The 13084-nt window shown below is 47.0% G+C and carries 12 protein-coding genes; 10 read left to right on the forward strand and 2 right to left on the reverse strand.

Annotated features, from left to right (window positions below; genetic code table 11):
• The first annotated feature begins 39 nt into the window (after positions 1-39).
• From radD to LZU85_RS08685, 7 genes are all read left to right on the forward strand, one after another.
• The gene (radD, locus tag LZU85_RS08655) at positions 40-1782 is read left to right on the forward strand and encodes a DNA repair helicase RadD (RefSeq protein WP_013571977.1); all 1743 of its coding nucleotides are present in this window, start codon (positions 40-42) and stop codon (positions 1780-1782) included.
• Positions 1783-1864: 82 nt separating this feature from the next.
• A complete protein-coding gene (locus tag LZU85_RS08660; protein WP_011080671.1) occupies positions 1865-2254 on the forward strand; it encodes a PepSY domain-containing protein in 390 nt (129 codons plus the stop codon).
• Positions 2255-2265: 11 nt separating this feature from the next.
• Positions 2266-2925, forward strand: coding sequence for a response regulator transcription factor (locus LZU85_RS08665; RefSeq protein ID WP_237286893.1), 660 nt, complete (start codon positions 2266-2268; stop codon positions 2923-2925).
• On the forward strand, positions 2915-4264 hold the full coding sequence (locus LZU85_RS08670) for an ATP-binding protein (RefSeq protein WP_198102630.1): 1350 nt from the start codon (positions 2915-2917) through the stop codon (positions 4262-4264). The genes LZU85_RS08665 and LZU85_RS08670 overlap by 11 nt, the downstream gene beginning before the upstream one ends.
• 180 nt (positions 4265-4444) lie before the next feature.
• A complete protein-coding gene (gene rplY / locus LZU85_RS08675) occupies positions 4445-4723 on the forward strand; it encodes a 50S ribosomal protein L25 (protein ID WP_011080674.1) in 279 nt (92 codons plus the stop codon).
• Positions 4724-5219: 496 nt separating this feature from the next.
• Positions 5220-6848: a DUF1800 domain-containing protein gene (locus LZU85_RS08680; protein ID WP_237286894.1), complete on the forward strand. Its 1629-nt coding sequence runs from the start codon at positions 5220-5222 to the stop codon at positions 6846-6848.
• Positions 6842-8155 carry a DUF1501 domain-containing protein gene (locus LZU85_RS08685; protein ID WP_237286895.1) on the forward strand — a complete coding sequence of 438 codons (1314 nt, stop codon included), beginning with the start codon at positions 6842-6844 and terminating at the stop codon, positions 8153-8155. Before LZU85_RS08680 ends, LZU85_RS08685 begins: the two co-directional genes overlap by 7 nt.
• A 14-nt stretch (positions 8156-8169) precedes the next feature.
• Here LZU85_RS08685 and LZU85_RS08690 read toward each other — a convergent pair whose 3' ends face one another.
• Positions 8170-9762, reverse strand: a complete 1593-nt coding sequence (locus LZU85_RS08690; RefSeq protein ID WP_237286896.1) for a sensor domain-containing diguanylate cyclase — start codon at positions 9760-9762, stop codon at positions 8170-8172.
• Positions 9763-10458: 696 nt separating this feature from the next.
• Here LZU85_RS08690 and LZU85_RS08695 point away from each other — a divergent pair.
• Positions 10459-10680: a hypothetical protein gene (locus LZU85_RS08695; protein WP_013571984.1), complete on the forward strand. Its 222-nt coding sequence runs from the start codon at positions 10459-10461 to the stop codon at positions 10678-10680.
• Between the two features lie 61 nt (positions 10681-10741).
• Here the strand turns inward: LZU85_RS08695 and LZU85_RS08700 are convergent, their stop codons facing one another.
• Positions 10742-10990: a DUF1289 domain-containing protein gene (locus tag LZU85_RS08700; RefSeq protein WP_011080680.1), complete on the reverse strand. Its 249-nt coding sequence runs from the start codon at positions 10988-10990 to the stop codon at positions 10742-10744.
• A 196-nt stretch (positions 10991-11186) separates the two neighbouring features.
• On the opposite strand from LZU85_RS08700, the gene LZU85_RS08705 reads away from it, so the two are divergent.
• Positions 11187-11633, forward strand: coding sequence for an META domain-containing protein (locus LZU85_RS08705; protein ID WP_011080681.1), 447 nt, complete (start codon positions 11187-11189; stop codon positions 11631-11633).
• Positions 11634-11911: 278 nt separating this feature from the next.
• A complete protein-coding gene (locus LZU85_RS08710) occupies positions 11912-13057 on the forward strand; it encodes an ABC transporter substrate-binding protein (RefSeq protein WP_045620140.1) in 1146 nt (381 codons plus the stop codon).
• Positions 13058-13084: the final 27 nt, after the last annotated feature.

The following is a 13084-nucleotide window of genomic DNA, read 5'->3' on the forward strand; positions in this document are numbered from 1 at the left end:
CGAGCTCACAAAGAATAGTTGAGTGATTTCATCGTTTCCATGTACACCCTCAGACCTTATCAAGCCGACTCAGTCAAAGCCGTTGTGCATTATTTTCGCCGCCATTCCACGCCGGCAGTCATTGTACTGCCAACTGGGGCGGGCAAAAGTTTAGTGATTGCCGAATTGGCACGATTGGCGAAAGGACGCGTATTGGTTCTGGCACATGTAAAAGAGCTGGTTGAACAAAATCACGCGAAATATGAGGGATATGGCTTACAAGGTTCGATTTTTTCGGCAGGATTGGGACGAAAAGAAACCCAACATCAGGTGGTTTTCGCCTCTGTTCAATCGGTCGTTCGAAATTTAGAGCAGTTTCGTAATCAATTCTCTCTGCTGGTAATCGATGAATGCCACCGAGTACCGGAAGAAAAAAGCAGCAGCTATCAAAAAGTCATTAGCCATTTAACGGATCTCAATCCGGGGATAAAAATCCTCGGCCTAACGGCCACGCCTTATCGCTTAGGCATCGGCTGGATTTACCAGTATCACACTCGCGGCCAAGTTCGCAGCGAAGACGCGCGATTTTTCCGCGATTGTATTTTTGAATTACCCATTCGCTATTTGCTCGATGAAGGCTTTCTTACCCCAGCCAGAATGATGGACGCCCCCGTCTTGGCGTATGATTTTTCACAGTTGAAACCCGCTAACACTGGCCGCTATAAAGAAGCAGAGCTGGATATGGTGATCGATAAAGCCAAGCGTGCGACACCGCAGATCGTTGAGCAAATCCTTCATCTCGCCCAAACCAAGCAGGGTGTGATGATTTTTGCAGCCACGGTGCGTCATGCCCAAGAGATCCACGGCTTATTGCCCGTAGATGACAGCGCTATCGTCATTGGTGACACGCCGACACCAGAACGAGATGAGATCATCCGTCGCTTCAAAGCGCGTGAAATCAAGTTTTTGGTCAACGTCTCGGTGCTCACAACAGGTTTTGATGCGCCCCATGTTGATCTGATTGCGATTCTGCGCCCTACCGAGTCCATCAGCCTTTATCAACAAATTGTAGGGCGTGGTTTGAGGCTCTCCCCCGGCAAAGAAGAATGTTTAGTGCTCGACTACGCGGGTAACAGCTATGACCTTTATCAACCAGAAGTCGGCGATCCCAAACCAGACTCAAACAGTGAGATCATCACCATTCCCTGCCCTGCTTGCGGCTTTAATAACAACTTTTGGGGCAAGCTCGACAGCAATGGCTTTTTGTTAGAGCACTTTGGCCGACGCTGCCAAGGGTATTTCACTGACGAAGAGAGTGGAGAGCGAGAGCATTGTGGTTATCGCTTTCGCGCCAAATATTGCGGTGAATGTGGCGCTGATAATGACATTGCAGCGCGCATCTGCCACGAATGCGATGCCACTTTAGTGGACCCAGATAAAAAGCTCAAAGAGGCGTTAAATCTCAAAGATGCGTTAGTGTTTGAATGCCTTGAGATGGTGTTGAGTGTGCATAAAAATCCTGAAGGCAAATCGCAGCTAAAAGTCAGCTATCTCGGCGATAATCAAGCCCAAGTGCATGAATTTTGGCCTTTAACCACCGCCAAACAGAAATTGCTGTTTAAGAATCAGTTTGTGCGACCTCACTTGGCAGACAAACATCGTCCTTTCGAAGAGGCCTCGCCAACCAAAGTTGTGGCTCACCAGCATCGATTCCGACCGCCACAATTTGTCATCGCCCGTAAAAGTGGCCGTTTTTGGAAGATGCGCGATAAAATTTTCGAAGATGAACTGCAAGAGCGCTAGCCTGATTCGGAGAGACAAGGTTCACTTTCGATTCATCTTTATTCATTTATACTCGGCTCACACTCTTTACCAAGGTAAGAACATGTTAAATAGTAAGCTCACTTGCGCTCTTTTATTCTCTTCTCTCCTTGTTGCGCCCGCCATGGCGCAAAACCTTGAGCAAGATGGCCACAGACTTGTACAGGACGTCTACAAAGAAGGCACGGCAATCGAGTTTGATGAAGATCAGAACGAAGTCTACCAAGCTGTGCAGCAAGGGTTGATCAAGCCTTTTTCTGAACTTTATTCTACCGTCGACAAACAACTCAATGGTCGCCTGATCAAAGTCGAGTTAGAAGAAGATGATGACGAATGGATCTATGAGTTAAAATTGGTCCATGATAATCACATCATCAAAGTGGAGTACAACGCCACCACCTTGGAACTCATTGAGATAAAAGGTCGAAATTTACACGACGTCATCAAGAAATAGAGAAAGATCATATGAAAATTTTGGTAGTGGAAGATGACCCTCGTTTGGGCGAACAGATTATTGAATCCCTCGAAAAAACGGGCTGGGTGCCTGAGCTTTCTCAAGATGGAATCGATGCTTTGTACCGTGCGACGTCAGAAGAGTGGGATGCAATAGTGCTGGATCTGGGCCTACCGAAGCTAGACGGATTAACCGTACTAAAAGGCATTCGTGACGAAAACATCAACACACCAGTGGTTATTTTAAGTGCGCGAGATACCCTTACTCAACGCGTGGAAGGCTTAAACGCAGGTGCCGATGATTACTTAACCAAACCGTTTGAAATGGTTGAACTGATCGCTCGTATTCGCGCCCAATTGCGCCGAGCCTCCGGTAACGCGTCACCAGTAATGCAAATCGGAGACCTGAGTTTGGACACACGTACGTCAAAAGTGATGTGGCAGGGTCAAGCGGTGAGTTTGACCGCACTGGAATACAAAGTGGTTGCCTATTTTGTGCATAACGCCGATAAAGTGATTTCACGTACTGAGCTGGTGGAACACATCTACAAGCAAGACTTCGACCGTGATTCCAATACCATTGAAGTCTTCATTGGACGCATTCGTAAGAAGATCGCACCCAATATCATTAAAACCGTTCGCGGCCTTGGGTATCGGCTCAATGCCAACTAAGCGACCGCTTTTCAAGCACCTCAGCTTAAAAAGCCGCCTATTTTTGGCGGCTTGCCTGTGGGTGACCGCAATGATCATCGCCGCCGGTGTCGGGATTCCCAAGCTGGTTAAAGAGTATTTAGTCAGTGATGTGGAAAGCCAACTGCGCTTGGCGCTAGATGAAATTTCGGCCAACCTTGAAGCCGGTAAGAATGGCAGTATTGTGCTTTCATCACGGCTTTCCGATCCTCGTTTCAGTCAGCCATACAGCGGCCTATATTGGACGGCAACCATCAACAACCAAACTCTGCGTTCTCGCTCTCTTTGGGATCGCACGATTCAAATCAAGCAAGGTCCCATACGAAAAACGGTGCTTGGGGCGAAAAATGAACGTTTAATTGTGTTAGAGCAGGATGTATTTCTCCCTGAGTACGTGAAACCCGTCCACATTGTGATTGGCATGGATGAAGCGCCGATGAAATCCACCTTGGACCATTTAACTGGACAACTGTGGATGATTCTCGGTCTGCTCTTTGTTGGCGTCATGACCGTGATTGGTTTGCAAATCGCTTGGTCATTCCGACCATTAGGGAAATTACAACGCGAGCTCAAAGCGCTAAGAGCCGGTAGCCAACAACAGCTCGAAGCCAGTTATCCAGCGGAAGTATCGCCGCTGATCGATGATCTCAATGCCCTGCTCTTCCATTATCAAGAGTTGTTGCAACGTGCTCGCAACCATGCGGGCAACTTATCTCACTCCTTAAAAACACCGCTATCTGTTTTGCGTAACGAAATCAGCCAATTGGATATCGAATCAAGCCACAAGCTCTTACCACCGGTTGAACAGATTCAGCAGCATATTGATTACCATCTTGGTCGTGCTCGAATGGCCGGCTCGATGAATATTCTTTCGGTGAAATCCAACCCTTCTGAGCGTGTCGATGCCATTTCCATAGCGTTCGATAAAGTCTATGCCGAGCGAGATCTATTGCTTATCAACGAACTGGACAGTGAACTGGAGGTGGCCGTCGATCAAAGCGATCTCGACGAGATGCTGGGTAACTTACTTGAAAACAGCTACAAATGGGCACGCAGCCAAATTCGAGTCCATAGCACACTAACAAGCGACGACCAGCTTACGCTCATCATCGAAGATAACGGGCCAGGAATCGCTGAGGAACACCTCACTCAGGTGCTGAAACGGGGTGTTCGCCTTGATGAGACCACGCCAGGTACCGGCCTAGGACTGAATATTGTGGCGGAAATGGCCTACAGCTATCGCGGCGATCTTACGCTAGAACGCAGCCAACTTGGCGGTTTACGCGCCAATTTAACCCTTAAGCTGGCAGCAAAGGGTTAGCGACGATAAGAAACCACTATAAAACAGCGCTTTTGGCGGAATATCAGTTGCTCAAAGCACGGTTGAGTGGTAGTATCCGCGCTCGCTTTGACAGGAAACTTCCCGTTGAAGCCATACTTACTTCTGTAAGGTCGCATTACAGAGTATGAAATTAACTTTTACTAATTTGAGAGTAAAACTATGAAATTTGAAGCAGTAGTACGTACTGAACTAGGTAAAGGTGCGAGCCGCCGCCTACGTCTTGCTGGCCAATTCCCAGCAGTTGTTTACGGTGGTGAAGCAGCACCAGTTGCAGTAGCACTAAACCACGATGACATCGTAAACCAAATGGACAAGCCTGAATTCTACGAAGCAATCACTCTAGTGATCGGCGGCGAAGAAGTTAAGGTTAAGCCACAAGACGTTCAACGTCACGCGTTCAAGCCAAAAGTTGAGCACATGGACTTCATCCGTATCTAATTCCTCACCAGGGAATTAATCGGATTTAATCCAACCTTTTGCATATATAAGATTCTCGGCCTTACCATCCGAACAATCTAAAAAATTCGAAACCCCAGAGACTTACCACCTCTGGGGTTTCACCGTTTTATGCCCTTTCCTACGTTTATACTCTCTCCCACATCGCTGCCTTCTTTAAGATGCACCATCAAAACGCAAACCATCCAAAAGGCTTACTCCTTTTCATTCTATAATTTGCACTGCCTTTGCATTTTCTGTAATCAGCTTCGACGCAACTTGAAGCAACTGCACATTAATCCTGATCGACGCTTTTAATTACCGCACGCTTTCTGCTACTTTCCGCTCAATTTTTTACTCGATCACCGTTTATATACAAACTACTTGGTGTGACAGTTCGGCAGCCAATAATCCTCCCTCGACAAACATCACGAGAAACGCTTTCGAGGGTGAGCTTTTTGGGCCGATAGCACTGCGCCAGCAAGTAGGAAAGGAATCTATGAATTTTTGGCAAATACGCATTCTACCCGTCACTCTTTTGGGTGCTCTGTTATCGGGATGCGGCAGTGACAGCAGCAACTCATCCCCGGCAGAACCCAGCCGTCTAGAACCGAACCAACGCTACGATTTGCTTTATCGAGCGACCTTTGGCCCAACCCCGAATAGTTATCAACAAATGGCGTCAGTTGGCTACCAAGCTTGGTTGGATCAGCAATTTTCAATGCCCCCCTCATTCCATTTTCCGCTCTTACAAAGTTATGTGATTGAGGGCGATACGCCCACTCAATCAGATCGCGTTGCAGTCTGGTGGCATCAGGTGAATCATGCTCCTGATCAACTGCGTCAGCGAGTCGCCTTTGCCTTGAGTGAGATCTTTGTTGTGTCACGTTATGGCGCCAGCCTCAATGGCCGTGCGCAAGAGCTCACACACTATTACGATATGCTGTTGGAACACGCTTTTGGCAATTATCGTGATCTGCTGGAAGCGGTAACTCGCCATCCCGTAATGGGCGACTACCTTTCGATGATGGCAAACCAGCACGCCGATCCGCAAAAAAACCGCTTCCCAGATGAGAACTACGCGCGCGAAGTGATGCAGCTATTTAGCATAGGTCTGTACCAACTCAACCAAGATGGCACCCCTTTACTCAATAACGGGGCCCTGCTCTCGACTTATTCACAAGATGACATCGAAAACTTAGCGCGAGTCTTTACCGGTTGGCACTTGGCGGACAAAAGTAATGGCAGTTGGACCAGTAAGCAGGGAGATTGGTTTCAAGCCATGGCACCTTATGCGGACAAACACGATAGCGATGAGAAGTTCGTCATGGGTGAGCGCTTCCCTGCTGGGCAAAGCATTGAACAAGATATGGCTCAAGCGATGGCGATGTTGACCAACCACCCCAATACCGGTCCATTCATCGCTCGCCTACTTATCCAAAGGCTAGTCACGTCCAACCCGTCCCCTCAGTATGTTGAACGTGTGGCTTTGGCCTTTAATGACAATGGCAACGGCATACGAGGCGATCTCAAAGCCGTCATCCAAGCTATTTTGCTCGACCCAGAAGCACTCAATGGCCCAACAGAGCGCTTGAAAGAGCCGCTGATTTCAATGGCCAATCTTTACCGTGCGCTCGAAGCCAAAAGTGCCGACCCAACCGGACGTTACCACAACAGCAATGGTACGTTTTTCGCCTTTGGCCAAGCGCCTCTCTCTTCTCCGAGTGTGTTCAATTTCTTCTCGCCGGACTACGCGCCAAATGCGCAAATGAAGGAAAAAGGCCTAGTAGCGCCAGAATTTCAGATTCTAAGCTGGAACAACTTCATCAATATCAGTAACCAGATGTGGTCTACTACTGGAAACAGTCAATACGATTCAGAAGAAAACCCAAAGAAAATTGTCGTTAATCTCGCCCCGTTAGAAGCGCTCGCGAATGATCATCCCGCGCTGATTGCCGAGCTGAGCCGACGCTTTCTCTCCGAGCAAATCAGCCCAGAACTTGCGCTCATCATTGAGCAGAACTTAAATCAGCTCAAAGAGCACCAACAAAACACCAAAGTGCGTAATGCGCTGCATATCATTTTGAACAGTCAGGAATTTCACACCGAGGTAAACAACGCATGGTAACTCGTCGACAATTTATCTCTGCTCTCGCCGCCACACCTTTGGTATCGATGATGGGCAGCAAACCCAGCTTCGCTCTACCCACCAATGATTATAAAGCGCTTGTGTGCGTGTTTTTATTTGGTGGCAATGATGGCTTCAATATGTTGGTTCCGACCAGTGATGCCCATTACGATGAATATGCCCGCGCTCGGCCTGACATTGCATTAGCCAAAGAATCGCTATTGCCGCTGACATTGGCCACAGGTTCAACGCTCTCTTTGGGGCTTCACCCTGCCATGAGTGAACTGCAAGCATTAGTTAACCGCGGTAAAGCGATTCCCATTGTCAACAGTGGGGTACTCGTAGAACCCACAACCAAAACAGAGCTTCTCAATGGCACTCGCGCTCTACCGCCTTTTCTTTTTTCACACAACTCGCAACAAGCTGAATGGCAAAGGGGTTGGGCGGGCAGTTCCTCCACGTTAGGTTGGGCAGGCAGAATGATGGATGTGCTTTCCAATGGGCAGTTAGAAGTGAGCCCAACGTTCAGCATCAACGGCTATGTGCAGTGGCTGAATGGTGAGAAGCAGCGCGCGAACCTGATCAACCCAGATGGCATGCCCACTTTATGGGCAAACAACAATACGTTGAGGAAACAAAGCTTTGACCAAGTTTTGGCGCTGCAGCCCGATAGCCTATTTGCACAAGCTTTTGATCAGGTGAAGAGCGATTCTATTACCATTCGAGATCAGCTTTCAGCCGCGCTAGAGTCCTCTCCTGAGGAGCCACACTTCCCAGATAACCGATTGAGCCAACAGCTTCATACCGTGGCAAGATTGATCACATCCAGTGAACAACTGGGGCATCAAAGACAGGTGTATTTCGTTGGAATGGGTGGATACGACACCCATGCTAACCAATTGGTCGCCCATCAAACCTTGTTGGCTGAGCTAAGCCAATCCCTCGACGCCTTTAACACTTCGCTTGAAAACGCCGGGATCGCCCATCAAGTCACTACCATGACAATGTCCGATTTTGGCCGAAGGCTTGCCAGCAATGGCTCGGGAACGGATCACGGTTGGGCAAGCAATCACTGGGTCATGGGTGGCGCTCTGCAATCTGGTCGGATTTATGGCCAATGGCCTTCCCTCATCCTTGATGGGGAAAACGATTTTAATCGCGGCCGAATGATTCCAACCACCTCCGTCGAACAAATCGGTGCAACGGTGGCAAAGTGGATGGGTATTCAAACTGAGCAGCAATTGCTCGACGTATTCCCCAACCTCAAGCATTTTGCGCAAAAAGATTTAGGATTCCTTGCTGGATGATGTCTTGCGGATGATCAGTTGCTTTCATTGGCTTTTTGCACTTGGACAACTCTTCCCTTGCCTGCGGATTTTGCTTGGTACATGGCGATATCCGCCTCGTGAATGAGGCTATCCACATTGGTTGACGTCGTCTCGACGTCAACCGTCACTAATCCAATACTTGCGCCAATGACGAGGGCTTTGCGCTCAACAATCACTGGTATCGCAATCGTCTCAAGCAGTGCTTGAGCAATTTGGGTCGCTTCTTGCGTCGATTGATTCTTCAACAAAACGATAAACTCATCTCCGGCATAACGAGCTGCCATATCCTCCTGACCCACAGTATCCAGTAACCGCTGAGCGACCGCTTTCAAAAGGAGATCGCCTGTTTGGTGACCATACTCATCATTGACAGCTTTGAAGCCATCAAGGTCAATAAATAACAGTGAAAACGGCTGCTTACGCTCCAAGAATTTTGCTATCGCTTGTCTCACGGCAGTACGATTCGGCAAATCCGTGACAGCATCATGTGATGCGAGATGACGCGCGAAACGCTCTGCCGATTTCAGCTCTTTGGTTCTTTCTAAGACTCTAAATTCGAGCTCTTTTCGCCCGCGATTCACTTCATTAGCCATGAGATTGAAGCTTTCCACCAACGCTTGAGTCTCTTTAATTCCAGTAAAACCTTCGATGGTTTCCAAATGAGAGATGTGGCTCTCCGTCATTCCTTGAATTTGTTTAGTGAGTTTCCTTATTGGTCGCATTAGCAGGCCCGAGAGCTGCCAACTTAAGATAAAACAGATGACAAAACAGGCGATGGCTACCACCAACGTCACTTTTTTAAAATCGTTGATTGCAGCATCTAATTCACTCACAGGTTGAGGGATCATAATTCCCCAGCCTAACGTCGGCGTCACAGTAAACCCAGCAATCATGTCTGCCTTCATTGCTGGTGAATAAAAGCGCTCCACGCCTGTTTCACCTCTTAACATCCGTTTTACCACACTGATTTTGGCAATGTTTTTCGCCTGAGCTTGCCACTCTTTGTTTGGATGAGCCAAGACGCTTCCGGTGTTATCGACAATAGCGGCATGCCCTTTCTCGCCAAAGCTCACCGCCTCTTGAAGCTGAGCAACATACTCATTCGCCATCGCCGCCACCCAAACTCGACCGTATGTATCTTCGCGGTAGAGATAGAGGGTGGGAATGGGTAGACTTTGAGAAAAAACCGATGAGACCTGAGTGAATAGGCTGGCTCGGAATTCGAGACGTTCCGGTAAAAAAGCAGCATCACCAAAAATGATTTCCGGATTTGCTGCCTCTTTCTTGTACTGCCCTAAAGTATGTAAGTTGAGTTGTTTGAGCAGTTTTATCTGTTGAACGGTGATCGCTCCACTCTCAAGCTCTTCAGTGACAGCATTAAACACCGCAAGTACGTCTACGCTGTAGCGCTCCAAAGCGGCGCTCAGGTTTTTAGCGAGCAACAAATGCTTTTCATTGACGGCTTGATACTCTCTATCCAGCGCACGAACAACCGCCCAGTAAGAAAAAAAAACAATCGGCACCACAGAAACAAGCAGCATCACCGATAATAAGATGGAACGTAGAGAAGGTTGCAGCACAAACATAATCAATCCATATCAAAAGCAAGAATACCAACAAGCCTGTTGCCACCAACGCTTAGCAACAAAACTTGCTCTCAACTGCGCCAACCAACTTCTATAGATTCCCTATCCATTTATAAGATAAATGATTTAATTCGCCCTGGAAAACAAAACGTCGATACTCCTAGTACTACGTCCCATATTTCGTTGTGTTTGATACCGAAATCTTACTTCTTGGTAATGAATGTGCCACTAGAAACTCAATGTTATTTCATGATAAGTGAGTTAGCAGCCTAACCTTGTTAATCAATGCCCTATCGTGATGTGTCAGGTTTTTACATTCTCTTTGGTAGGAATTTTTCTGTTTACAAACAAGTCTTAAGACTCTTTTTTCCTTGCAAAATGTTAGAAAAACTCAAAACCAAAAAAATGAACAAAAAATAACCAAATCAGTATTGACGCGCCTACACTCCACTTCTAAATTTGATCAATGCCGCTGATGCCTACGCCATAATATGATCGTTGGGTAACTCGGTAACGTTACAGTCTCTTCGATGTCAGCAAAGAGACCGATGGCGTGTCTATCTGCTCTGAAAAAATGTGTTAATCGCTTGGCTATTGTGGTGAATAGCCTCCAGAGGTTTTGTGCCACTTGAGCACGAATGGGAGCAGGTGTTACGTCTTAAACACTGCTGCTATGTATTCACGGAGGTTAGAAATATGAAACGAGCCAGCAAATCCTATCGTCTACAGCTCATAAGAGAAGTGGTGACAAGACGAGAGCTGCAAACCAGTAACGACCCTATGGCGAATTACATCTATCAACTGATGACAGACAAAACGCATTCAACGCATGACGTTGAACAAAATCATAAATTTGTCGGTTGCCATTTTGATGAGCATGCCGGGGGGTGGGTAAACGATAAGTGGGGGCTAAAATAGTCATCAACGAATGCATTTGGCTCTCCTTAGTCAACACATCTCAAATGTGTGCTAGGGAGAGTTAAAATAAATCTTGCTGTGGGCTTTGTACTTCTTCTTTTGTGCTTGATGGATCTTTACCTTGTGCAAGCTTACGACGATAACGCTGACGACAGAGTTTAATCACGTGCAGCTGTTCACTTGGTGTCATGTTTAGCCAGTTAAAACGCTCTTCACGTTTACGCATGCATCCATTGCAATAACCTTTGTCATCCACACTGCAAACCCCCACACAAGGGCTGGGTACAGTGAAAAACTCCAATTGTTCCATACCGCCTCCTGCTGCTTATCGCTTTCACTGTTCACTCTAATCGTATCTCCATGAGCTAAGAAAGCATTCTCTAATAAAAACATGACCATGGTTGCTTTAAACGACAAATTTTCATACGAAACTATGACCGTATTCTGACAAATACAGTGTTCGATTAACTATACTTCCCACGTTCCCTAAATTCGGAGTTAATATAATGAAGCTTAGTTCAAAAACACTACTTGCTGCTATCTCAATGCCTATCCTAGTAACTGCGTGTGTAAGTAATGGTGACAACGTGAAACAATTAACAGCTCAAGATTTACAGCACCATAATTGGGAACTCGTCAGCATTGATGGCAATGCCATTACAATCAACGAACATCAGCAAGCCCCTCGTCTTGAAGTGGGTGAAAACATGATGGCCAATGGTAACGCGGGTTGTAATAACTTCTTTGGCCAAGCCGAGCTGAAAGATAACCAGTTCCGCATTGAAAAAATGGGCATGACCATGAAGATGTGTATCGATGACGCGATGAACACTGAGCAAGCCGTTTCTCAAACCTTGTCTGACTGGAGTGATATCACCCTTACTAAAGACAGCCTAGTGTTGAAAAACAGTAACCACACGCTCACATTCACATTAAAAGATTGGAAAAACTAGTCCAGTTTGATCGATTTTTTAGGGCCGCTTTTCGCGGTCCTTTTTATTATCTCGCGACTCTATACCTCACTTCCCCTCCTGTATTCTCTCGTCTTGCATCATGGGGCTTTCACTTTCTTTCTCCGCACCTGTTCATAGAACCATCAAAAACTGAACAACTTGCACACAAAACTCGTAAACATTTCAATAAATTCAATTTTTTCATTCATAATGAAAGAAAACCGAGACAAGCACGGTCTCTGGTTGCAACACATAAAGCTCAACATGAAAGGAATGTTATGAAACGGCTGACAACACTACTGACTGGCGCGCTACTCTCTGCCAGCGTTTTTGCTACCACACCCTCTTGGCAACAAATCGAAGAAAAAGCACAAGGACAAACGGTCTTTTTCCATGCATGGGGCGGTAGCCAAGAGATCAATGACTATCTTCGTTGGGCTGGAGGCGAACTGAAAACTCGCTATGGTGTCACGCTTAAGCACGTCAAAGTCACCGATATTGCTGAAACCACCACTCGACTCATCGCAGAAAAAGCAGCGGGGAAAAACCAAGGCGGAAGTGTTGATATGGTTTGGATCAACGGTGAAAACTTCAAGTCCATGAAGAACAATGACCTACTTTACGGACCTTTTGTTGAACAGCTTCCAAGCTGGCAATACGTCAATAAGGCGCTGCCAGTAGACAGCGACTTTTCAGAACCCACTCTGGGGCTCGAAGCGCCATGGGGCGTGGGCCAATTGGTGTTTATTCATGATGAAAAAACACTTAACAATCCGCCCAGTTCGTTTTCAGAAATGCTGAGCTATGCAAAGGCGTACCCGAATCGCGTCAGCTACCCACGCCCTCCTCAGTTTCACGGCACCAGTTTTTTGAAAGCGGTGCTCATTGAGCTAACGGATAACGACCCAGCATTAGCGAAACCGGTCAACGAGCAAGAGTTTCAACTCATCACTAAGCCACTTTGGCAATATTTGGATGAGTTTCACCGTGTTGCTTGGCGTCAGGGAAAACAATTCCCAACGGACAGCGCTGAGTCTTTTCAACTATTGGATGACGGCCAGTTGGATTTAGCCATCACCTTTAACCCAAATGCGGTTTACTCCGCTCAAGCGAATGGCACGCTAGCAGAATCAACCAAGACATTTGCCATGAGCAAAGGTGCGCTATCGAACATTCATTTCCTCGCCATTCCTTGGAATGCAAACGCAACGGAAGGGGCACTGGTCACCATTAACTTCCTGCTCAGTCCAGAAGCGCAGTCACGCAAAGGCGACCTGTCGATTTGGGGTGATCCCTCTGTATTGGAGAATCAGTATCTCACTGGCAGCGCTAAAAATACGCGCCTATTTAAATCGGTTGCTGAGCCACATCCAAGCTGGCAAACCGCGCTTGAAGCCGAATGGCAAAAGCGTTACGGCAATTAATTCGACCACAACCAAGAGCAAATGCAA

It is taken from the genome of Vibrio floridensis (assembly GCF_021852965.1).
Lineage (GTDB): Bacteria > Pseudomonadota > Gammaproteobacteria > Enterobacterales > Vibrionaceae > Vibrio > Vibrio floridensis.